Consider the following 22435-nt stretch of genomic DNA (forward strand, 5'->3'; position numbering starts at 1 on the left):
GCCCCCGGCCTCCCGGCCCCCGGCCCCCGGCCTCCCGGCCCCCGGCCCCCGGCCTCCCGGCCTCCGGCCTCCCGGCCACCAGCCCCCGGCTCCTGGCCCCCGGCCTTCCAGGCGGCCCCTACGGCTCCCCGTGCAGCCTTGCCACCAGTGCCGTGGCCGTCGCTGCCGGTACGCCCGCTGCGGTCAGGACCGTGACCGTGGCCGAGCGGCCCGCCTCATCGGCGGTCACCAGGCCGTCGTTCACCGCCTCCATCACCGCGAACAGCAGCTGCTCGTGGACGTACGCGAGGGCCGGCGCCGGCAGCGGGGAGGTGAAGACTCCCTCGTCCAGGCCGCGCCGGAGGACCTGGATCTTGTTCTCGCGCAGCGGCGCGAGGCGGTCGCGGATGCCCTGCACGGTGACCGTGCGCTGGGCCAGGGCGACCAGCAGCCGGTAGCGGTCCGCGATCGCCCAGATCGCCAGCACCGACCGGGCCACCGCCTCCGCCGGGTCCGCCACCCCGGCGCGTGACCCCGCGTCCGCCTCCGTCAGCGCCTCCACCGCTCCGTCGACGAGCGTGCTGATCAGCGCCTCGCGGCTGGGGAAATGGCCGTACACGGTCCGTCGTACGACCCCCGCGGCGCGGGCGATCTGGTCCATGGAGGCGTCGGGATCGCGCAGCAGCTCGGCGAGGGCGACGTCGAGGATGCGGCGCCGGTTGGCGTCGGCGCGGCTGGTGTTACCCGTGGTCATGACCGTCATTCTGCACTCCTCTCCCCGACTTGCACAGCGATGTGCAACGACGTACATTGCACATGTCTGTGCAATTGCACGACGCTGTGCAAGTCTGTCGCGTACCGAGGAAGGCGATCCCTGCCATGCGACTCGTCATGAAGGAACCGGTCGAAAGCACGGGCCGGCCCTACGCCCGGCGCTGGTGGGCGCTGCTCGTGCTCTGCCTGAGCCTGCTGATCATCGTGATGGCCAACACCGCCCTCACCGTCGCCGCCCCGGACATGACCCGCGACCTCGGGCTGTCCAGCGCCGACCTGCAGTGGGTCATCGACGGCTACACCGTCCCCTACGCGGCGCTGATGCTGCTGCTCGGCGCGATCGGCGACAAGTACAGCCGGCGTGGGGCGCTCGTGCTCGGCCTCGTCGTCTTCGGCGGCGGCGCCGTCCTCGGCTACCTGGCCGGCAGCGCCGCGACCGTCATCGCGGCCCGCGCCGTGATGGGCGTCGGCGCCGCGTTGATCATGCCCGCCACGCTCTCCCTGCTCGCGGCGACCTTCCCGCGCGCCGAGCGCGCCAAGGCGATCACCCTGTGGACCGCCACCGCCGGCCTCGCCATCGCCGCCGGACCGGTGGTCGCGGGCGCCCTGCTGCGCGACCACGGCTGGTCCTCGACCTTCCTGATCAACGTGCCGATCGCCGCCCTCGCGATCGTCGGCGCCCTGGTCCTCGTGCCGCCCTCCAAGGCCGGGCACCACGACCGCATCGACTACGTCGGCGGCCTGCTCTCCGTGCTGTGGACCGGCTCGCTCGTCTACATGATCATCCAGGGGCCGCACTTCGGCTGGGGCGCCGAGGCCGTCACCGCGGCGGTCGTCGCGGCCGCCGGCCTGGTCGCCTTCGTCCTGTGGGAGCTGCGCCACCCCCGCCCGATCCTCGACGTCCGCCGCTTCACCGACCGCCGCTTCGCCGGCTCCAACCTCGCCGTCGCCCTGTTCTTCCTCGCCGTCTTCGGCGCCTTCTACTACCTCACCCAGCACCTGCAGTTCGTTCTCGGCTACGACGCCCTGGAGACCGGCGTCCGCATGCTGCCGCTGGCCGGTGCGGTCTTCGTGGGCTCGGCCCTCACCGGCTGGCTCACCCCGCGCGTCGGCATGAAGTGGACGGTCGGCGCGGGCATGGTCGGCGGTACTGCGGCACTGGCGCTGCTGACCCGGGTGGACGCGGGCTCGGGCTACGGCGACTTCGTGGCGCCCCTCGTCATCCTGGGCCTCGCCATCGGTCTCGCCCTCTCACCCTGCACCGACGCCATCATGGGCGCCTTCCCGGAGTCCGAGCTGGGCGTCGGCGGCGCGGTCAACGACACCTCGCTGGAGCTGGGCGGCTCGCTCGGCATCGCGATCCTCGGCTCACTGCTCGGCACCTCCTACGGCGACCGCCTCACCGACACCACCGCCGGCAGCGGGCTCCCGGCGAGCGCCCTGGCCACCGCACGGGACTCGGTCGGCGCCGGCTACGCGGTCGCCCAGGGCATCGGGGACAAGGCGCACCAGGCGGCGGCCCGCGCCGCGGCCGCCAAGGACCCGCAGCAGGCCGCGCAGCTCAAGCAGCAGGCCGCCGAACTCGGGAGCGGCGCCCGGCAGATGGCCGACGCGGTCGGCTCCTCCTTCGCGCACGCGGTCGCCCACACCAGCCTGGTCGGCGCGGTGATCCTGGGCGTCGGCACCGTCCTGGTGGCCGTCCTGCTCCCGCGCCGTGAAGGCGCCGCCCCGCAGGTGGGGGAAGAGGAGAGGGAATTGGCGGACAGCGCGGCCGGCTGACCGCCCCGCGCCCCCGTCGGCTAACGTGCCGCTCCGGATCGACCGGAACGGCACGTCGGCGTACGGCGTCCGTACGCGTAGGGAGGCACGGGGGATGAAGATCGACTGGGACCGGCGGACGTGTGCGCGCAAGGGGCACGTGACCTACGCGCCCGACGACCCGCGGCTGCGGGTACGGCTGCACGCCCGGACCGCGCTCGGCGACGTGTGGCGCTGCCTGCGCTGCGGCGACTTCGTGCTCGGCGAGCCGCACGGCTCAGGACCGGCCGAGGAGGCGCCGCTGGTGCCGCGCGGCAAGGTGCTGCGGGACCTGTTCATCCTGCGCTTCCTGGCGATCGAGCGAGCCGTGCGCGGGGTGTTCATCGTGCTGGTCGCCTTCGCGGTGTGGAAGTTCAGCAACAGCCAGGACGCGGTGCGCCGACTGTTTCAGGAGAACCTGAACGTCTTCCGCCCGGTGTTCCGGCACTTCCACTACGACCTCGACCACTCACCGGTCGTCGGCTCCATCCAGAAGGCGTTCGGCTACCGGCACTCCACGCTGCTGCTGGTCGCCGCCCTGCTGCTGGCCTACGCGCTCATCGAGCTGGTCGAGGCGGTCGGACTCTGGTACGCCAAGCGCTGGGCCGAGTACCTGACGGTGGTCGCCACCGCCGCCTTCCTGCCGCTGGAGATCTACGAACTCACTGAGAAGGTCAGCTACCTGAAGATCGCCACTCTCGTCCTCAACATCCTGGCGGTCCTCTACATCGCGCTGGCCAAGCGCCTGTTCGGGCTCCGGGGCGGGCGCAGAGCCTTCGACGAGGAGCGGCACAGCGCGTCCCTGCTGGAGGTGGAGGAGTCGGCCGGAGTCGAGGCCGGCCGACCCGAAGGGGCCGGCGCCGGCTGACCCGAGGGGCCGCCGGACGATCCCGCCGGCCCGGGGGCTTGCCTTGACGCCGACGTCAACGCCTACCGTCGGGGACATGCGAATCGGCGAGCTGGCCGCACGGGCCGGGACCACCACCCGCACCCTGCGCTACTACGAGGCGCGGGGGCTGCTGCCCGCCCGGCGCGACGACAAGGGACACCGCACCTACGACGAGGGCCACCTCCGGCTGCTGCGCCAGATCCGGACGCTGCAGGACTTCGGGTTCGACCTGGAGGAGACCCGCCCGTTCGTGGAGTGCCTGCGGGCCGGGCACCCGGAGGGCGACTCCTGCCCGGCCTCGCTCCTGGTCTACCGGCGCAAGCTGGACGAGCTGGACGCGCTCATCGGGCAGCTCACCCAGGTGCGGCGGACGGTCGCGGGGGAGCTGGAGCGGGCCGAGCGGGCGCGGGACGCGCTGGCCGCCGAGTCGCTGGTTCCGGGCGGTCCGGAACCCGGGTGCGAACTGGGAGGGGTGACGCGATGAGCTTGGTGAGCGGACTGGCCGAGGTGACGGACGCGGACTTCGGGACGGAGGTGATCGGGGCCGATCTGCCGGTGCTGGTGCAGTTCACGGCCGACTGGTGCGGGCCGTGCCGGCAGCTGGCACCCGTGCTGAAGGACATCGCCTTCGAGGAGGGCGACCGGCTGAAGGTCGTGCAGCTCGACGTGGACCGGAATCCGGGGACGACCGTCGCCTACGGCGTGCTGTCCACCCCGACCCTCATGGTCTTCCGCGACGGTGAGCCGGTGCGGTCCATGGTCGGGGCGCGGCCCAAGCGACGGCTGCTGGAGGAGCTGGCCGACCTGCTGTAGAACCGGCCCCCGAACGCGGAAAATCCCCTGAGCAATTGCGCTCGGGGGATTTCTGTGCGTATATTCAGGGGTTCGCGACTTCAATTTGGAAAGGTCGCGGAGAGGTTCAGTGACCACATTCTATCCGGGCGGGAGCGGAATTGTCAAACAGCGAATTTCCAGACGATGAATTGCGTCACGAGCAGGAATTCATCGACGGACTGTACGCACGGGTGGACGTGCTGCGCGGCGCGACCGAGACCTCGGTCGCGGACGCGCTCGCCCAGGGCGACAAGCCCATGCAGGCCCGGCTGGAGCGGGACATCCTGGTCGCCGAACGCTCCGGGCTGCTCGCCGCGCTGAACGCCGTGGACGGCTCGCTCTGCTTCGGCCGGATCGACCTCGCCGACGGCATGGTCCACCACATCGGCCGGATCGGGCTGCGCGAGGACGACGCCCGGCGCACCCCGGTCCTCATCGACTGGCGCGCGGACGTCGCCCGTCCCTTCTACCTGGCCACCGGCCACACCCCGATGGGCCTGCGCCGCCGCCGGCACATCGCCACCGAGGACCGCACGGTCACCGCCCTGCACGACGAGATCCTCGACCTCGGCGACGCCACCCGCACCGGCCACGAGGACCCCACCGGGGACGCCGTGCTGCTGGCCGCGCTCGACTCCGCGCGCACCGGCCGGATGAGCGACATCGTGCGGACCATCCAGGCCGAGCAGGACGAGATCATCCGGGCGCCGCACCGCGGGGTGCTGGTCGTCGAGGGCGGCCCCGGCACCGGCAAGACCGCGGTCGCCCTGCACCGGGCGGCCTACCTGCTCTACGAGCACCGGGAGCTGCTGGCCCGCCGCGCCGTGCTCATCGTCGGCCCCAACCCGGCCTTCCTCGGCTACATCGGCGAGGTGCTGCCCTCCCTGGGCGAGACGGGGGTGCTGCTCGCCACGGTCGGCGAGCTGTTCCCCGGGGTGCGGGCCACGGCGGCCGACAGCCGGGAGGCGGCCGCGGTCAAGGGCCGCGCCGACATGGCGGACGTCCTCGCCGAGGTCGTGCGCGACTGGCAGTCGCTGCCCGATCCGGTGATCGCGATCGAGCACGACCGCGAGATACTGATGCTCGACGACGGCCTGGTCCGGGTCGCCCGCGAACGCGCCCGCGCCGCCCGGCTGCCGCACAACGAGGCCAGGGAGCACTTCGAGGGCCACATCCTCAACACCCTCACCGACATGCTCGCCGAACGCATCGGCACCGACCCGTACGACGGGACCAACCTGCTCGACCCGAGCGACGTCACCCAGATCCGCGACGAACTCGCCGAGAACCCCGAGGTCTGGGCCGCCGTCGACCAGCTCTGGCCGCGCCTGACCCCGCAGCGCCTGGTCGCGGACTTCCTCGCCGACCCGGTGGGCTACCTTCCCGACGAGGACGCGGCCGCCGTCCGCCGGCCGGTCACCCGGGAGTGGACCGTGTCGGACGTGCCGCTGCTCGACGAGGCGGCCGAACTGCTCGGGGTGGACGAGCGGGTGGCGCGGGCCCGGGCGGAGCGCGAACGCGAGACGCAGGTGGCCTACGCGCAGGGCGTGCTCGACGTCTCCTACGCCTCGCGCACCTACGAGTTCGAGGACAAGGAGGACGGCGACCCGGACGGTTCGGAGGTCCTGTCCGCCCACGACATCATCGATGCCGAGCGGTTCGCCGAGCGGCAGGAGGAGGCCGACCGCCGCAGCGCCGCCGAGCGGGCCGCGGCCGACCGCACCTGGGCGTTCGGGCACATCATCGTCGACGAGGCGCAGGAGCTGTCGCCGATGGCCTGGCGGCTGCTGATGCGGCGCAGCCCGACCCGCTCGCTGACCCTGGTCGGCGACCCGGCGCAGACGGCCGAGGCCGCGGGCGTCGGCTCCTGGGCGAAGATCCTGGAGCCGTACGTCGGGGACCGCTGGGAGCACACCCGGCTCGGCGTCAACTACCGCACCCCCGCCGAGATCATGGAGCTGGCGGCGGCCGTCGTACGCGCCCGGCACCCCGGCTTCGAACCGCCCAGCTCGGTCCGCTCGACCGGGGTACGGCCCTGGGTCCGCGCCACCGACGACCTGCCCGGCGCCGTCGCCGAGGCGGTCGCGGAGCTGACCCCCGCCGAGGGCAGGCTCGCGGTCATCGCCCCGCGCCACCTGCACCGCAGGCTGGCCGCCCGGCTCGACGGCGTCACGGCCGGCGCCGAACCGGACCTCACGCGCACGGTCGTGCTGCTCGACCCGCGCCAGGCCAAGGGACTGGAGTTCGACTCGGTCCTGGTGGTGGAGCCGGCCCGGTACGGCACGAGCGACCTGTACGTGGCGCTGACCCGGGCCACCCAGCGGCTGGGAGTGCTGCACACGGGCACACTGCCGGCGGGCCTGGCCCCGGCCGGGTGACGGCGACGGGGCCCGGAGCCACCGCCCCGGGCCCGCTCGCCCCCGCGCCGGCCGCCTCCACCACCCCGACCGCCCCGGCTCGGCCGGGTGCGGTGGCGCAGGGGTCCGGCTAGGCCGGCCGCAGCCAGACCGTGGCCAGGGGCGGCAGCGTCAGCCTGATGCTCGCCGGGCGGCCGTGCCAGCCCTGGGGTTCCGGTTTGACCGCGTCCGGGTTGGCGACGCTGCCACCGCCGTAGTGGCCCGCATCGGTGTTCAGCACCTCCACCCAGGCCGGGACGTCCTCGGGGACCCCGAGGCGGTAGTCGTGCCGGACCACCGGGGCCAGGTGCGAGATCGCCAGCAGCGGGTTGCCGTCGGCGTCCTGCCGCAGGAACGCGAAGACGTTGTCGTCCGCCGCGTCACCCGTGATCCACTGGAAGCCCGCCGGGTCGGTGTCACGCTGCCACAGGGCCGGGGTGGCGCGGTAGAGCCCGTTCAGGTCCCGCACGAGGTCCCGCACACCCCGGTGGTCGGCCGCCGCGCCGTAGGACGGGTCGAGCAGCCACCAGTCGGGGCCGTGCGCCTCGGACCACTCGGCGCCCTGCGCGAACTCCTGCCCCATGAAAAGCAGTTGCTTGCCGGGGTGGGCCCACATGAAGCCGAGGTAGGCCCGCAGGTTGGCCCGCTGCTGCCACCAGTCGCCCGGCATCTTGGACACCAGGGACCCCTTGCCGTGCACGACCTCGTCGTGCGAGATCGGCAGCACGTAGTTCTCGCTGTACGCGTACACCATCGAGAAGGTCATCTGGTGGTGGTGGTACGCGCGGTGCACGGGGTCGTGGCTCATGTACTCCAGCGAGTCGTGCATCCAGCCCATGTTCCACTTCAGGCCGAACCCCAGCCCGCCGAAGCCGCTCGGGCCCTTGTGGTGGGTGGGCCGGGTGACGCCGTCCCAGGCGGTGGACTCCTCGGCGACGGTCACCACCCCGGGGCAGCGCCGGTAGACGGTGGCGTTCATCTCCTGGAGGAAGGCCACCGCGTCCAGGTTCTCCCGGCCGCCGTGCTCGTTCGGCGTCCACTGACCCGGCTCGCGCGAGTAGTCGAGGTAGAGCATCGAGGCGACGGCGTCCACCCGCAGGCCGTCGATGTGGAACTCCTCGCACCAGTACACGGCGTTCGCCACCAGGAAGTTGCGCACCTCACGGCGGCCGAAGTCGAACTCCAGCGTGCCCCAGTCCGGGTGGGCGGCCCGCAGCGGGTCGTGGTGCTCGTACAGCGGACGCCCGTCGAACTCGGCCAGCGCCCACGCGTCGCGCGGGAAGTGCGCGGGCACCCAGTCCATCAGCACGCCGATCCCGGCCTGGTGCAGCCGGTCCACCAGGTACTTGAAGTCGTCCGGGGTGCCGAGCCGGGCCGTCGGCGCGTAGAACCCGGTCACCTGGTAGCCCCAGGAGCCGCCGAACGGGTGCTCGGCCACCGGCATCAGCTCCACGTGCGTGAAGCCCATCTCCGTCACGTACGCGGGCAACTGCTCGGCGAGCTGCCGGTAGGTGAGGCCGGGCCGCCAGGACGGCAGGTGGACCTCGTACACCGAGAACGGCGCCTCGTGCACCGGGGTACCGGCGCGGCGGGCCATCCACTCCCCGTCGTCCCACTCGTGGTGCGAGGCGTCCACGATCGAGGAGGTGGCGGGTGGCACCTCGGTGCGGCGGGCCATCGGGTCCGCGCGCAGCGTGCGCGAGCCGTCCGGGCGGGTGATCTCGAACTTGTACAGCTCGCCCTCGCCGACGCCCGGGACGAACAGCTCCCACACCCCGGTGCCGCCGAGCGAGCGCATCGGGAAACCGGTGGCGTCCCAGAAGTCGAAGCCGCCCGCGACCCGCACGCCCCGCGCGTTGGGCGCCCAGACCGCGAACCGGGTGCCCGGCACGCCCTGGTGGGTCGTGACATGGGCACCGAGCGCCTGCCACAGCTCCTCGTGCCGGCCTTCGCCGATCAGGTGCAGGTCCAGCTCGCCGAGCGTGGGCAGGAAGCGGTAGGGGTCCTCCGCCTCGTGGGCGGTGCCCTCGTACGTCACCAGCAGCCGGTAGGCCGGGACGTCGGCGAGCGGGAGCAGGCCGGAGAAGAACCCGTCGCCGTCGTCGTGCAGTTCGGCCCGCAGATCGCCGGAGACCACGGCGACCGCCTGCGCGTAGGGACGGAAGACGCGGAACGCGACCCCTCCCGGCACCGGGTGGGCGCCGAGCACGCCGTGCGGGTCGTGGTGGGTGCCGTGCAGCAGCCGCTCGCGGTCACCGGCGTCGATCGCGGGGGAGACGGCGGCCATCTCCGGTGCCTGTACCTGTACCGGTGCATGTGCCGGTTCCGGCGCGGGGCGTGGCACGGGCACCGGGGCGGGGGCCGGGGAGGGCGCGTTCGTCGCCGCGGTGGGCTCCGGTGCGCGGGCGCCCGGGATCGCGGCCGGTCCGCCCGGCCGGTCGGTCTCCGGCCCGGCGCCGGCCCGCGTGGCCTTCTCCGCGGCGCGCTTCTCGGCCTCCTCCTGAGCCTTCCTCTCGACCTTCCCGACCTTCTCCGCCTTCTCGGCCTGTTCGATGTTCGCGGCCTTCGCGGCCTTCTCGGTCTCGTTCTTCCCGGCCTTGCTCTTGCCGGACTTGTTCTTCGAGGTGGCTGACTTCTTCGTCACGGACTGGTCTCCCGGGCGAGGGTAGGGTCGGACGCGGCGAGGCGGCGTACCGCCGAGAGGGGCACCCCCAGCCAGTCGGGGCGGTGCCGGGCCTCGTAGACGACCTCGTAGACGGCCTTGTCGGTCTCGTAGGCCCGTAGCAGGACCGGATCGGTGCGCGGGTCGCGGCCGGCGACCTCCGCGTACCCGGCGCAGTACGCCGACCGGCACCCGTGGGCCCATTCCGGGGCCTGCGGGCTCGCCGACCGGGCCGCGTAGTCGAAGGAGCGCAGCATCCCGGCGACGTCCCGCAGCACCGGCTGCGGCATGCGCCGCTCGGCCAGCGGCCGGGCCGGCTCGCCCTCGAAGTCGATGAGCGACCACGCGCCGGACGGCGAGCGCAGGCACTGGCCGAGGTGCAGGTCGCCGTGGACGCGCTGGGCGGTCCAGGTGCGCCCCTCCTCGGCGAGGTCGGCCAGCGCCCGGAAGGCGGAGCGCAGCCCCGGCTCGTACGGCCGCAGCGCCGGCACCGCCTGGACGGCCGCCTCGAGCCGCTCGGTCATGCCGTCGACCAGCAGCCCGAGCTGGGCCTGGCCCAGGGTGACCGTCGGCAGGGCGCGGGCGAGGGCGGTGTGCACCTCGGCGGTGGCCCGGCCCAGCGAGCGGGCCTCCGCGACGAAGTCCTCGCCCTTGGCCAGCTCGCGCAGCGCCAGCTCCCAGCCGTCGGTCGCACCGCTCACGAACGGCTGGAGCACGGCCAGCACGTACGAGTCGTCGTCCAGCTCGGCATGGAGCCAGCCCGTAGGCGCGGGCACCCGGGCACAGCCCTCGCGGGCCAGCGCCAGCGGTATCTCCAGATCGGGGTTGACGCCGGGGACGACCCGGCGCAGCAGCTTCAGGATGAACGTATCGCCATAGACGATCGAGGAGTTGGACTGCTCGGCGGTCATCACGCGCGCCACGAGTCCGTCCCGGATCTCCTGGCCCGGGTCCCGGTCGAACCGCAGCCCGCCGATGCGCGCCTGGGTGCGCAGGGCCTCCAGGAGCACGTCGGCGGGCCGGGGGTCGTACAGGGCCTCGTACACGGTGCGGCCGGCCAGCGGCCCCTCCGTGACATGTCCGATGAGCGCGGGCGCCAGCCGGGGCGGCAGCGCCTCGCGCACGCCTATGAGGAGCTGGTAGCAGTCGCCGGGGTGCGCCGGCGTGCCCAGCGCGGGCGGCTGGTGGACGCGCACGAGCAGGTGGTAGAGCCCGATCCGGCCGTCGGGCGGCAGCAGTTCGGTGACGGCCACCGGGGTGAGTCCGGTGACCGGGCGTCCCTTGCCGGCGAACCAGCGCTGCCGGGGCAGCCATTCGCGCAGCAGAGGTTCGAGCGAGGCGAGGGGGTGGCCGGATGAGGGGGTGGTGCCGAAGGGGGTGACCGTTTCCGCCACGGGCGTCACGTCCTTTCCCCGGGTCGTCGGGGTGTCACTGTTGCGTGCCCCGGGTGGGGCGAGGGAAACCGCCCCACCCGGGGTATGGCCTACGCGGCTTCCCGGCGCAGCCGGAACCAGTAGAAGCCGTGGCCCGCCAGGGTCAGCAGGTAGGGCAGTTCACCGATGGCGGGGAAGCGCACGCCGCCGAACAGCTCGACGGGGTGCCGCCCGCCGAACCGGCTCAGGTCCAGCTCGGTGGGCTGCGCGAACCGCGAGAAGTTGTGCACGCACAGCACCAGGTCGTCCTCGTACTCGCGCAGGAACGCGATCACCGCCGGGTTCGAGGACTGCAGTTCGTCGTAGGACCCCAGTCCGAAGGCGGGATTCTGCTTGCGGATCTCGATCATGCGGCGGGTCCAGTGCAGCAGGCTGGACGGGGAGGACATGGACGCCTCGACGTTGGTGACCTGGTAGCCGTAGACCGGGTCCATGATCGTGGGCAGGAAGAGGCGTCCGGGGTCGCTGGAGGAGAAGCCGGCGTTGCGGTCGGGGGTCCACTGCATGGGGGTGCGGACCGCGTCGCGGTCGCCGAGCCAGATGTTGTCGCCCATGCCGATCTCGTCGCCGTAGTAGAGGATCGGCGAGCCGGGCAGGGACAGCAGCAGGGCGGTGAACAGCTCGATCTGGTTGCGGTCGTTGTCGAGCAGGGGGGCGAGGCGGCGGCGGATGCCGATGTTGGCGCGCATACGCGGGTCCTTCGCGTATTCGGCCCACATGTAGTCGCGTTCCTCGTCGGTGACCATTTCGAGGGTCAGCTCGTCGTGGTTGCGCAGGAAGATGCCCCACTGGCAGTTGGAGGGGATCGCCGGGGTCTTGGCGAGGATCTCCGAGACGGGGTAGCGGGACTCGCGGCGCACGGCCATGAAGATGCGCGGCATGACCGGGAAGTGGAACGCCATGTGGCATTCGTCGCCGCCGGAACGGTAGTCGCCGAAGTAGTCGACGACGTCCTCGGGCCACTGGTTGGCCTCGGCCAGCAGCACCGTGTCGGGGTACTGGGCGTCGATCTCCTTGCGCACCCGCTTCAGGAACTCGTGCGTCGCGGGGAGGTTCTCGCAGTTGGTGCCCTCCTGCTGGTACAGGTACGGCACGGCGTCGAGGCGGAAACCGTCGATGCCCAGGTCGAGCCAGAACTTCAGTGCGGAGATCATCTCCTCCTGCACGGCCGGGTTCTCGTAGTTGAGGTCCGGCTGGTGCGAGAAGAAACGATGCCAGTAGTACTGCTTGCGTACGGGGTCGTACGTCCAGTTGGAGGCTTCGGTGTCGACGAAGATGATCCGCGCGTCCTGGTACTGCTTGTCGTCGTCGGCCCAGACGTAGTAGTCCCCGTACGGCCCCTCCGGGTCGCGCCTCGACTCCTGGAACCACGGGTGCTGGTCGCTGGTGTGGTTCATGACGAAGTCGATGATCACGCGCATGCCGCGCTGGTGCGCGGCGTCCACGAACTCCACGAAGTCGGCGAGGTCGCCGAACTCGGGCAGTACCGCGGTGTAGTCGGAGACGTCGTAACCGCCGTCACGCAGCGGCGACTTGAAGAACGGCGGCAGCCACAGGCAGTCGACACCCAGCCATTGCAGATAGTCGAGTTTGGCGGTCAGACCCTTCAGGTCGCCGACGCCGTCACCGTTGCTGTCCTGGAAGGAGCGGACCAGGACCTCGTAGAAGACGGCGCTCTTGAACCAATCCGGATTCCGGTCCTTGGCGGGAGTGTCCTCGAAGGTGTCCGGAACGGGCTCGTTGACGATCATATTGTGGGTGACCCTCCGGTCTTCGGGGTGGACGGTCGCAGCACCGAGAAGATATGCGCGGGTCGACGACCCGGTTCGAGCCGCACATAGTTGGCCCTGCCCCAGTGGTAGGTCTCGCCGGTGAGCAGGTCGCACACCGGCACCGACTCGTGCCAGTCCAGGCCGAGTTGCGGCATGTCCAACGAGACCGTGGCCTCCTGGGTGTGGTGGGGGTCGAGGTTGGCGACCACCAGAACCGTGTTCGATCCGCTCCGCTTGCTGTAGGCGAGCACCTGGTCGTTGTCGGCGTGGTGGAAGTGGAGGTCGCGCAGCTGCCGGAGGGCCGGATTCGCGCGCCGGACGGTGTTGAGCCGGGTGATGAGAGGAGCCAGGGTGCGGCCCTCGCGGGCGGCGGCTTCCCAGTCGCGGGGTTTGAGCTGGTACTTCTCCGAGTCGAGGTACTCCTCGCTGCCTTCGCGCAGCGGGGTGTTCTCGCACAGTTCGTAGCCGCTGTAGATGCCCCAGGTGGGGGAGAGGGTGGCGGCGAGCACGGCCCGGACCTCGAAGGCGGGCCGGCCGCCGTGCTGGAGGTAGGCGTGCAGGATGTCGGGGGTGTTGGCGAAGAAGTTCGGCCGCATCCAGGCCGCCGACTCACCCGAGAGCTCGGTCAGGTACTCCGTCAGCTCCCGCTTGTCGTTGCGCCAGGTGAAGTACGTGTACGACTGCTGGAACCCGACCTCGGCCAGCGCGCGCATCATCGCCGGCCGGGTGAACGCCTCCGCCAGGAAGATCACGTCCGGGTCCCTGCGGTTGACCTCGCCGATCACCCGCTCCCAGAACACCACCGGTTTGGTGTGCGGGTTGTCCACCCGGAAGATCCGCACCCCGTGGTCCATCCAGTGCCGCAGCACCCGCACCGTCTCCGCGACCAGACCGTCCATGTCCGCGTCGAAGGCGATGGGGTAGATGTCCTGGTACTTCTTCGGCGGGTTCTCCGCGTACGCGATCGTGCCGTCGGGCCGGTGATGGAACCACTCCGGGTACTTGTGCACCCACGGATGGTCCGGCGAACACTGCAACGCGAAGTCCAGCGCCACCTCCAGACCCAGCCGGGCGGCCTCACCCACGAAGTGGTCGAAGTCCTCCAGCGTGCCCAGCGCGGGATGCACGCTGTCGTGGCCGCCCTCGGGCGAACCGATCGCCCACGGCACCCCCACATCCTGCGGGCCCGCGGTCAGCGAGTTGTTGGGCCCCTTGCGGAACGTGGTGCCGATCGGATGGATGGGGGGCAGGTAGACGACGTCGAAACCCATCTCCGCGATCGCCTCGAGCCGCCTCGCCGCCGTCCGGAACGTGCCGTGCGGCTGTTCGGCGGTGCCCTCCGAACGAGGGAAGAACTCGTACCAGGAACCGAACAGCGCCCGCTCCCGCTCCACCAGCAACGGCATCGCGTCCGACGCCGTCACCAACTCCCGCAGCGGATACCGCGCCAGCACCGCCTCCACCTCCGGCGACAACGCCGCCGCGAGCCGCCAGGCGGCCGGGCGGTCCGCGTCCCGCAGCGCGGCGGCGGCCGACGCCACGACGGCCCGCTGCCCCTCGGGGACACCGGCGGCCGCTCGCTCGAACAGCAGTGCGCCCTCGGCCAGGACCAGTTCGGTGTCGATGCCCGCGGGGATCTTGATCCGCGCGTGGTGCCGCCAGGTGCCTACGGGGTCCGACCACGCCTCGACCGTGTAGGTCCAGTGGCCGGGCCGGTCCGCCGCGACGGTGGCACCCCAGCGGTCGGTGCCCGGGGCGAGTTCGCGCATCGGTGTCCAGGGCCCGGGGCGTCCCCCCGGATCGCGGAGCACGACGTTCGCGGCGACGGCGTCGTGCCCCTCGCGGAACACGGTGGCCGAGACCTCGAACTCCTCCCCGACCACGGACTTGGCGGGCCTGCGCCCGTGCTGGACCACGGGGCGCACATCGAGGACCGGGATACGCCCGACGGCGGTGGCCCCGGCCGGGCCGGGCTGCTGCCGGGGTGGCGCCGGTTCGAGGACGTCCTCCACCGGCTTGCCTGACTTGTTGCCCGATGTCTTCTTTCCGGCCGTCCTACTGGTAGTCGGGGGTGCTGACGAGTGGTGCGTGGCGGGCATGACCGCTCCTGTCCGCGTCAACGAGGGTGTGGGCGGATGGATGTGGGGAGGTGGGTCCTGCGGTGGTGCTCTGATGGTGCTGTGGGGTCACCGGAGGAGCCTTCCCATCCCGTTCGGGTGGGCAATCCGGCACTTTGTTAACTACTCACGCGTACGTCCACACGCAAGACCAGCCCCTTTTTTCCGGGTGCCCCACGCCCTGGCGTCCACGCCCCCGTGCCCCGACACCCCTGTCCGGTACGTCCCCACCGACGCCCCGGTAACCACTACCGTCGACCCTGACGACGAGACGTACAGCGCCGTGCGTCTCACCCCGCGACGTGTCGAGGTGGAATGTGAAGGCGATCCGTCGGTTCACCGTCCGTCCCGTTCTCCCCGAACCCCTCCGGCCACTCAGCGACCTGGCGCGCAATCTGCGCTGGTCGTGGCATGCGGAGACGCGCGACCTGTTCCAGTCCGTCGACCCCGAACGCTGGGCCGCCGCCGGGGCCGACCCGGTGCGGCTGCTGGGCGGGGTCCGCCCGGGCCGGCTGGCCGAGCTGGCCGGCGACCGGCGGTTCCTGCGCCGGCTTACCGCGGCGGCCGACGACCTCCACGACTACGTGACCGGCGACCGCTGGTACCAGCACCAGGACGCGGGCCTGCCCGCCGCGGTCGCCTACTTCTCCCCGGAGTTCGGCATCACGGCCGCGCTGCCCCAGTACTCCGGGGGCCTGGGCATCCTCGCCGGGGACCACCTGAAGGCGGCCAGCGACCTCGGGGTACCGCTGATCGGCGTCGGACTGCTCTACCGGCACGGGTACTTCCGCCAGAGCCTGTCCCGGGACGGCTGGCAGCAGGAGCACTACCCGGTGCTCGACCCGCACGAACTGCCCGTAAGCCTGCTGAAGGAGGCCGACGGCACCCCGGCCCAGGTCTCGCTGGCCCTGCCCGGCGGCAAGGCGCTGCGCGCCCGGATCTGGCTGGCCCAGGTGGGGCGGGTGCCGCTGCTGATGCTCGACTCGGACGTGGAGGAGAACGACCTCGGCGAACGCGGGGTGACCGACCGGCTGTACGGCGGCGGCAGCGAGCACCGGCTGCTCCAGGAGATGCTGCTCGGCATAGGGGGTGTGCGGGCCGTGCGGACCTACTGCCGGCTCACCGGGCACCCGGACCCGGAGGTGTTCCACACCAACGAGGGGCACGCGGGCTTCCTCGGGCTCGAGCGGATCGCCGAGCTGTGCGAGCGCGGGCTGGACTTCGACCCGGCGCTGGAGGCCGTGCGCAGCGGAACCGTGTTCACCACGCACACGCCCGTGCCCGCCGGGATCGACCGGTTCGACCGGGAACTGGTCGGACGGCACTTCGGGCCGGACGCCGAACTCCCGGGCATCGACGTGCAGCGCATCCTGGCCCTCGGCATGGAGACGTACCCGGGCGGTGAGCCGAACCTGTTCAACATGGCCGTGATGGGACTCCGGCTCGCGCAGCGGGCCAACGGCGTGTCCCTGCTGCACGGTCAGGTGAGCCGGGAGATGTTCGCCGGACTCTGGCCGGGATTCGACGCCGAGGAGGTGCCGATCACCTCCGTCACCAACGGGGTGCACGCCCCGACCTGGGTGGCCCCGGAGGTGCTCCGCCTGGGCGCCCGGCAGATCGGCACCCAGCGGGCCGAGGACGCGCTGACCGTCGGCGGCTCCGAGCGCTGGGACTCGGTCGCGGAGATCCCGGACCAGGAGGTCTGGGAGCTGCGCCGCACGCTGCGCGAGCAACTGGTGTTCGAGGTGCGGGAGCGGCTGCGCGCGTCCTGGCGGCAGCGGGGTGCGGGCGACGCGGAGCTGGGCTGGATCGAGGGGGTGCTCGACCCCGACGTGCTGACCATCGGGTTCGCGCGGCGCGTGCCGTCGTACAAGCGGCTCACCCTGATGCTGCGGGACCGGGACCGGCTGATGGAGCTGCTGCTGCACCCCGAGCGGCCGGTCCAGATCGTCGTGGCGGGCAAGGCGCACCCGGCGGACGACGGCGGCAAGCGGCTGGTGCAGGAACTGGTGCGGTTCGCCGACGACCCGCGGGTGAGGCACCGGATCGTCTTCCTGCCCGACTACGGCATGGCGATGGCGCAGAAGCTCTACCCGGGCTGTGACGTCTGGCTGAACAACCCGCTGCGCCCGCTGGAGGCCTGCGGGACCTCCGGGATGAAGGCCGCGCTCAACGGGTGCCTCAACCTCTCCGTGCTGGACGGCTGGTGGGACGAGTGGTTCCAGCCGGACTTCGGCTGGGCCGTCCCGACCGCGGACGGCGTCGGCACCGACCCGGACCGTCGCGACGACATCGAGGCCGGGGCCTTGTACGACCTGCTGGAGCAGCGGGTCGCGCCCCGGTTCTACGAGCGGGGGCGCGGCGGGCTGCCCGACCGCTGGATCGAGATGGTCCGGCAGACGCTCACCCTGCTCGGCCCGAAGGTGCTGGCGGGCCGCATGGTCCGCGAGTACGTGGACCGCCTGTACGCGCCCGCCGCGCAGGCCCACCGTGCGCTGACCCCGGACACGGCCCGCGAACTGGCCGGCTGGAAGGCCCGGGTGCGTGCCGCGTGGCCCGGGGTGAGCGTCGACCACCTGGAGACGGCGGCCACGACGGCCACCGCGGAGCTGGGCACGAGCGTGGGGCTGCGGGTCCGGGTGGGGCTCGGCGAGCTGGGCCCGGACGACGTCGAGGTGCAGGCCGTGTCGGGCCGGGTCGACTCCGAGGACCGCATCACGGACGCGACGACGGTGCCCCTGAAGCCGGTGGGCACTCCCGACCTGGAGGGCCGCCTGCTCTACGAGGGCCCCCTCTCCCTGGACCGCACCGGACCTTACGGCTACACGGTCCGCATCCTGCCGGCCCACCGCCACCTCGCGTCGAGCGCGGAACTGGGGCTGGTGGCGGTGCCGTCCGAGGACGCGGCGGAGGGGGCCGGGGTGCTGCTGCGCTAGACGCGGGGGCGGGCCCCCATGGCGAGTGCCGCGGGGGTCAGTCCTCCTCCAGCCCGGCGCACAACCGGCGCAGGACCGTCCCGCACCGGCGGGCGTAGGCGTGCTGGAGACCTCGGGTGGCCGGGCCGCCGGCCCGGGCGTACCACTTGGCGGCCCGGCTGAAGGCGGCCACCGTCAGCCAGACGGTGCCGTCGCCCGTGCGGTCGACCACGAAGGCCTCCTCGCCGCACTCGGGGTGGCCTTCGAGGGTGCCGTAGGCCCAGCCGGCGCGGCGGGGCTGCTCCACGGTCCACACGATGCGGCAGGGTGCTCTGACCAGGCCGGCCAGGGTGACCGTGACGTCGGTGCCGGGGGCCGCGCGGTCCGCGGTGGCGTCGATGCCCACGCCGAGCGCGCGGTGCATCTCCCAGGTCAGGACCGCCTCGGCGGCCCGGCGGAAGACCTCGGGACCCTCGCCGAGGCGGGTGCGCACGAGCATCGGGCGGAATCCGGGCGGGCAGAAGCTCAGGTCGTCGCGGGTCGCGCCGACCGGCTCGTAGGTGAAGGGCGCCGGGGACATGGGTCACAAGACTAAGGCGGTACCCGGGTCGCTCTCAGCCCGGGTACCGCCGACAGTCAACTTACCTGGTATCAGCTGACGTTGACCGCGGTCCAGGCCGCGGCGACCGCCTTGTACTCGGTGCTGGTGGAGCCGTACAGGGCCGACGCCGCGTTCAGGGTCGCCGTGCGGGCGGCCTTGTAGTTGGTCGTCGACGTCATGTACGTGGTCAGCGCCTTGTACCAGATCTGCAGCGCCTTGGCGCGGCCGATGCCGGTGACCGCGGCGCCGTTGTAGGTCGGGGAGTTGTACGAGACCCCATTGATCGTCTTCGCGCCGCTGCCCTCGGACAGCAGGTAGAAGAAGTGGTTGGCGACACCGGACGAGTAGTGGACGTCCTTGTTGCCGACCGTGGAGGACCAGTAGTCGGCGGAGCCGCCGTCCTTGCTGGGCTTGTCCATGTAGCGCAGCGGGGTGCCGTCGCCGTTGATATTGATCTTCTCGCCGATGAGGTAGTCGCCGACGTCCGAGCTGTTGGCGGCGTAGAACTCCACGCCGGTGCCGAAGATGTCGGAGGTCGCCTCGTTCAGGCCGCCGGACTCGCCGCTGTAGTTGAGGCCCGCGGTGTTTGAGGTGACGCCGTGGCTCATCTCGTGGCCGGCCACGTCCAGCGAGGTCAGCGGGTGGGTGTTCCCGGAGCCGTCGCCGTAGGTCATGCAGAAGCAGCTGTCGTCCCAGAAGGCGTTCACGTACGAGCTGCCGTAGTGGACGCGGGAGTAGGCGCCGACGCCGTTGTTCTTGATGCCGCTGCGGCCGAAGGTGTTCTTGTAGAAGTCCCAGGTCTCCTGGGCGCCGTAGGCGGCGTCGGCGGCGGCCGTCTGGTCCGTGGTGGAGCTGGAGGCGGTGCCGGTGCCCCAGACGTTGTCCGTGTCGGTGAACAGGGTGCCGGTGCCCGAGGTGCCGTGCTTCAGGTTGTACGTCTTGTGCCCGCCGCGCGTGGTGTCGTACAGCTGGTACGTCGAGCCCGACAGCGTGGTGTTGAGGCTGACGGTGCCCGAGTACAGCGACTTGCCGGTGCCGGTGGCGTTCTCGATGCCCTGGTACTCGAAGAGCTTCTTGCCGGTGGCCGCGTCGGTGATGACGTGCAGCTGGTTCGGGGTGCCGTCGTCCTGGAGACCGCCGACGACCGTCTCGTAGGCGAGCACGGGCTTGCCGGAGCCGGCCCAGATCACCTTGCGCGCGCCGTCCGCGGAGGACTTGGCGGAGCCGAGGGTTCTCGCGGCGCTCAGGGCCTGCTTCTCCGCCTTGGCGGCGGTGATCTGCGGCTTGAGCGAGGCGACCTTGACGGCCGACTTGACGGCCTTGGTGACGCCCTCGGTCGCACCCGACTTGGCGGTGTGGACGATGAGGTCGCCGCCGAGCACCGGAAGGCCGGCGTAGGTGCGCTCGTAGCGGGTGTGGACGGTGCCGTCGGCGTCCTTGACGACGTCCTTGACGACGAGCTTCTCCTTGGCGCCGAGGCCTATGTGCTGCGCGGTCTGCGCGGCACCGGCCTGTGCCTTCTGCAGCAGGGTGGTGCGGGCGGCGGAGGACAGCGCGGTCGGGGCGGCGGCCAGGGGCTTGGCGGCGACCTCGGCCGGGGTCTGCGCGCTGGCACTGGTGGTCAGCCCGGTGGAAAGCAGGGCTCCGGCGGCGACAGCGGTGGCGATGGCCAGAGTGGTGCGCTTGTGACGCGCGTAGAGGGGGCTCACAGAAGCTCCTTCTCGTGGGGGAGTCCGGGCAGTGTGGGGTTACTGTCCGGAGGCTGTGGCGGTGCGAAGTTGCTGTGCTGCTGCGGCGGGTGAAGGAAGAGTGGCACCAGGGGCGCGTACATGTCATGACCCTGAAGTGATGTTGGCGCAAAACCAACTGTCTGCCGAACGTTTCAAAGATGTAAACGGACGCCGCCGGAGAGTGGCGAACCCTCCGGCGGCGCTCCGTTCGCGGGCCTGTGGCGTGCGGTTTACGGGAAGGTCAGCTTCCAGCTGTTGATCTTCCCGACGTCCTGTGCGGCCTGGTCCTGGACCTTCAACTTCCAAGTCCCGTTGGCCGATTCGGAGGCGGCGTTGACCGTGTAGGTCTCCTGCACGTTGTCCGCGGAGTCGGACCCGGAGAAGTTCTTCAGCCGGTACGCGGTCCCCGACGGGCCGACCAGGTCGATCACCAGGTCACCGCGCCAGGTGTGCGTGATGTCGACCGCCACCTGGAGGTTGCCTGGCGCGTTTCCGCTCCTCCCGGAGACGGTGATGTTCGAGGTGACGGCGGGCCCGTTGTCCGGGATCGACACCGGTGTGGTGTTCTCGTACGAGGTGCCCCCGCCTCCGCCGCCGCCCGAGCGGGCACCGACCGCGACGGCCGCCCAGGCGTCCTGCACCGCCTTGTACTCCGCGCTCGTGGTGCCGTACAGCTCGCCGGCCGCCGCGAGGGTGCCGGTGCGGGCGCCCGCGTAGTTGGTGGTGGACGTCCACTTCGTGGTCAGCGCCCGGTACCAGATCTGCAGGGCCTTGTCGCGGCCGATGCCGGTGACCGGGAGCCCGTCCGCGGTCGGCGAGTTGTAACTGACGCCGTTGATGACCTTGGCGCCGCTGCCCTCGCTCAGCAGGTAGAAGAAGTGGTTGGCGGGGCCCGACGAGTAGTGGACGTCGACGCCGCCGATCCCGGAGTACCAGCTGTCCTTGGACGCGCCGTCCTTGCTGGGCTTGTCCATGTAGCGCAGCGGGGTGCCGTTGCCGTTGATGTCGATCTTCTCGCCGATGAGGTAGTCGCCGACGTCGCTGGAGTTGTTGGCGTAGAACTCCACGCCGGTGCCGAAGATGTCGGACGTGGCCTCGTTCAGGCCACCGGACTCGCCGCTGTAGTTGAGGCCCGCGGTGTTGGACGTGACGCCGTGGCTCATCTCGTGACCCGCGACGTCGATGGCGGTCAGCGGCTTGGCGTTGCCGGAGCCGTCGCCGTAGGTCATGCAGAAGCAGCCGTCGTCCCAGAAGGCGTTCACGTACGAGTTGCCGTAGTGGACGCGGGAGTAGGCGCCGACGCCGTTGTTCTTGATGCCGCTGCGGCCGAAGGTGTTCTTGTAGAAGTCCCAGGTGACCGCGGCGCCGTAGTGGGCGTCGGCGCCCGCGGTGGCGGCGTTGGAGTTGGTGCCGTTGCCCCAGGTGTCACTGCTCTGCGAGAACAGCGTGCCGGTGCCCGAGGAACCGTGGTTCAGGTTGTACGTCTTGTGACCGCCGCGCGCGCCGTCGGTCAGCGTGTACGTCGAGCCCGACTGGGTCGTGGTCAGCGTGACCTGGCCGCTGTACTGGGTGTTGCCGACGCCGGTCTCGATGCCCTGGTACGTGAACAGCCGCTTGCCGGTGGCCGCGTCGGTGATGACGTGGAGCTGGTTCGGGGTGCCGTCGTCCTGGAGACCGCCGACGACCGTCTCGTGGGCGAGGACGGGCTTGCCCGAGCCGGCCCAGATCACCTTGCGCACGCCGTCCGCCGCGGACCGGGTGCCGCCGAGGGACCTGGCCAGCTTCACGGCCTGCGTCTCGGCCGATTTCGCCGACACCGCCGGGGTGAGACCGGGGACCTTCAGCGGGGCGGCGTTCGCCTTCACGACCCGCTCGACCGCGCCGGACGCGGCGGTGTCGACGACGAGGTCGCCGCCGAGCACGGGCAGGCCCGCGTAGGTGCGCTCGTACCGGGTGTGCAGGGTGCCGTCCGCGTCCTTGACGACGTCGCGGACGACCAGTTCCTCCTTCGTCCCGAGGCCGAGGGACCGCGCCGTCGCGGCCTTCCCGGTGTCGGCGTGCCGGATGAGCTCGGCGCGCTGCGAGGGTGAGAGCCGGACGGCCGCATGAGCCGGGCCGGCCTTGCCGGCGGACGGGGCGGCGCCGGCCACGCCCGTCTGCGCGGCGGCGGCGATCAGGGCGGCGACGCCCACGAGGGCGACGGTGGCGGTGCGACGGGGCGCCGTCGGGCGAAGCGCTGTGTGGGGGGCGCGTCTGCGAGAGCTGTTACTCAACACTGACTCCTTCTGCGTGACCGCGGGTCGCGCGGTCAGGGGAGACCGGACGGTGGGTTCGGACGTCCGGGCAGAGCAGGGTGTTGCGCAAGGCCATGTGCGGGTGCGGAGCCGGCTCACACGCGGAGGCGGAAGCTGTGGGGTCGCTGTGAGTCGGCCGTGGGAAGAGTGACAGGAATGAGTGCATCTGTCAGGACCACGTCACGAATTGGCCGGAACTGGTTCGTTGAACGGGTGACCGTGTCCGCTATGCGAACCGCCGG

At 71.7% G+C, this 22435-nt stretch carries 14 protein-coding genes; 6 read left to right on the top strand and 8 right to left on the bottom strand.

Going from position 1 to position 22435, the window contains the following annotated elements; genetic code table 11:
* Positions 1 to 118: 118 nt before the first annotated feature.
* Entirely contained in the window at positions 119 to 742 is a 624-nt protein-coding gene (locus tag PV343_RS20110) for a TetR/AcrR family transcriptional regulator (protein ID WP_319148344.1), read from the bottom strand.
* Between the two features lie 116 nt (positions 743 to 858).
* On the opposite strand from PV343_RS20110, the gene PV343_RS20115 reads away from it, so the two are divergent.
* The 5 genes from PV343_RS20115 to PV343_RS20135 all read left to right on the top strand — a co-directional run bounded on the left by PV343_RS20115 (position 859) and on the right by PV343_RS20135 (position 6651).
* The gene (locus tag PV343_RS20115) at positions 859 to 2532 is read left to right on the top strand and encodes an MFS transporter (protein WP_319148345.1); all 1674 of its coding nucleotides are present in this window, start codon (positions 859 to 861) and stop codon (positions 2530 to 2532) included.
* A gap of 94 nt (positions 2533 to 2626) precedes the next feature.
* Positions 2627 to 3418, top strand: a complete 792-nt coding sequence (locus tag PV343_RS20120; protein WP_319148346.1) for a DUF2127 domain-containing protein — start codon at positions 2627 to 2629, stop codon at positions 3416 to 3418.
* A gap of 76 nt (positions 3419 to 3494) precedes the next feature.
* Positions 3495 to 3923 carry a MerR family transcriptional regulator gene (locus PV343_RS20125; RefSeq protein WP_319148347.1) on the top strand — a complete coding sequence of 143 codons (429 nt, stop codon included), beginning with the start codon at positions 3495 to 3497 and terminating at the stop codon, positions 3921 to 3923.
* On the top strand, positions 3920 to 4252 hold the full coding sequence (locus PV343_RS20130; RefSeq protein ID WP_319148348.1) for a thioredoxin family protein: 333 nt from the start codon (positions 3920 to 3922) through the stop codon (positions 4250 to 4252). The genes PV343_RS20125 and PV343_RS20130 overlap by 4 nt, the downstream gene beginning before the upstream one ends.
* 170 nt (positions 4253 to 4422) lie before the next feature.
* Complete coding sequence (locus PV343_RS20135) at positions 4423 to 6651, top strand: HelD family protein (protein WP_319148349.1); 2229 nt, start codon at positions 4423 to 4425, stop codon at positions 6649 to 6651.
* Positions 6652 to 6760: 109 nt separating this feature from the next.
* Here PV343_RS20135 and glgB read toward each other — a convergent pair whose 3' ends face one another.
* The 4 genes from glgB to PV343_RS20155 form a co-directional block, all read right to left on the bottom strand.
* Entirely contained in the window at positions 6761 to 9223 is a 2463-nt protein-coding gene (glgB, locus tag PV343_RS20140; protein WP_415923503.1) for a 1,4-alpha-glucan branching enzyme, read from the bottom strand.
* An 86-nt stretch (positions 9224 to 9309) separates the two neighbouring features.
* Positions 9310 to 10725, bottom strand: coding sequence for a maltokinase N-terminal cap-like domain-containing protein (locus tag PV343_RS20145; protein WP_319148351.1), 1416 nt, complete (start codon positions 10723 to 10725; stop codon positions 9310 to 9312).
* A gap of 89 nt (positions 10726 to 10814) precedes the next feature.
* Complete coding sequence (gene treS / locus PV343_RS20150; RefSeq protein WP_319148352.1) at positions 10815 to 12515, bottom strand: maltose alpha-D-glucosyltransferase; 1701 nt, start codon at positions 12513 to 12515, stop codon at positions 10815 to 10817.
* Positions 12512 to 14635: an alpha-1,4-glucan--maltose-1-phosphate maltosyltransferase gene (locus tag PV343_RS20155; RefSeq protein WP_319148353.1), complete on the bottom strand. Its 2124-nt coding sequence runs from the start codon at positions 14633 to 14635 to the stop codon at positions 12512 to 12514. The genes treS and PV343_RS20155 overlap by 4 nt, the downstream gene beginning before the upstream one ends.
* Before the next feature lie 335 nt (positions 14636 to 14970).
* Here PV343_RS20155 and PV343_RS20160 point away from each other — a divergent pair, with 335 nt between their 5' ends.
* Positions 14971 to 17589 carry a glycosyltransferase family 1 protein gene (locus PV343_RS20160; RefSeq protein WP_319148354.1) on the top strand — a complete coding sequence of 873 codons (2619 nt, stop codon included), beginning with the start codon at positions 14971 to 14973 and terminating at the stop codon, positions 17587 to 17589.
* A 37-nt stretch (positions 17590 to 17626) separates the two neighbouring features.
* On the opposite strand, the gene PV343_RS20165 is transcribed toward PV343_RS20160, so the two are convergent.
* The 3 genes from PV343_RS20165 to PV343_RS20175 all read right to left on the bottom strand — a co-directional run bounded on the left by PV343_RS20165 (position 17627) and on the right by PV343_RS20175 (position 22175).
* Positions 17627 to 18148: a DUF1990 domain-containing protein gene (locus tag PV343_RS20165; protein ID WP_319148355.1), complete on the bottom strand. Its 522-nt coding sequence runs from the start codon at positions 18146 to 18148 to the stop codon at positions 17627 to 17629.
* A 71-nt stretch (positions 18149 to 18219) separates the two neighbouring features.
* Positions 18220 to 19878 (bottom strand): M4 family metallopeptidase, encoded by a 1659-nt coding sequence (locus tag PV343_RS20170; protein WP_319148356.1) that lies wholly within the window; start codon positions 19876 to 19878, stop codon positions 18220 to 18222.
* 251 nt (positions 19879 to 20129) lie between these two features.
* A complete protein-coding gene (locus PV343_RS20175; RefSeq protein WP_387953646.1) occupies positions 20130 to 22175 on the bottom strand; it encodes a M4 family metallopeptidase in 2046 nt (681 codons plus the stop codon).
* Positions 22176 to 22435 lie beyond the last annotated feature (260 nt).

The organism is Streptomyces sp. WI03-4A (assembly GCF_033792105.1).
Taxonomy (GTDB): domain Bacteria; phylum Actinomycetota; class Actinomycetes; order Streptomycetales; family Streptomycetaceae; genus Streptomyces; species Streptomyces collinus_A.

Coding starts and splice junctions, on each gene's coding strand:
- PV343_RS20130 (WP_319148348.1), top strand. CDS start 3,920: ATGAGCTTGGTGAGCGGACTGGCCGAGGTGACGGACGCGGACTTCGGG.
- PV343_RS20165 (WP_319148355.1), bottom strand. CDS start 18,148: ATGTCCCCGGCGCCCTTCACCTACGAGCCGGTCGGCGCGACCCGCGAC.
- PV343_RS20120 (WP_319148346.1), top strand. CDS start 2,627: ATGAAGATCGACTGGGACCGGCGGACGTGTGCGCGCAAGGGGCACGTG.
- PV343_RS20115 (WP_319148345.1), top strand. CDS start 859: ATGCGACTCGTCATGAAGGAACCGGTCGAAAGCACGGGCCGGCCCTAC.
- PV343_RS20110 (WP_319148344.1), bottom strand. CDS start 742: ATGACGGTCATGACCACGGGTAACACCAGCCGCGCCGACGCCAACCGG.
- PV343_RS20125 (WP_319148347.1), top strand. CDS start 3,495: ATGCGAATCGGCGAGCTGGCCGCACGGGCCGGGACCACCACCCGCACC.
- PV343_RS20155 (WP_319148353.1), bottom strand. CDS start 14,635: ATGCCCGCCACGCACCACTCGTCAGCACCCCCGACTACCAGTAGGACG.
- treS (WP_319148352.1), bottom strand. CDS start 12,515: ATGATCGTCAACGAGCCCGTTCCGGACACCTTCGAGGACACTCCCGCC.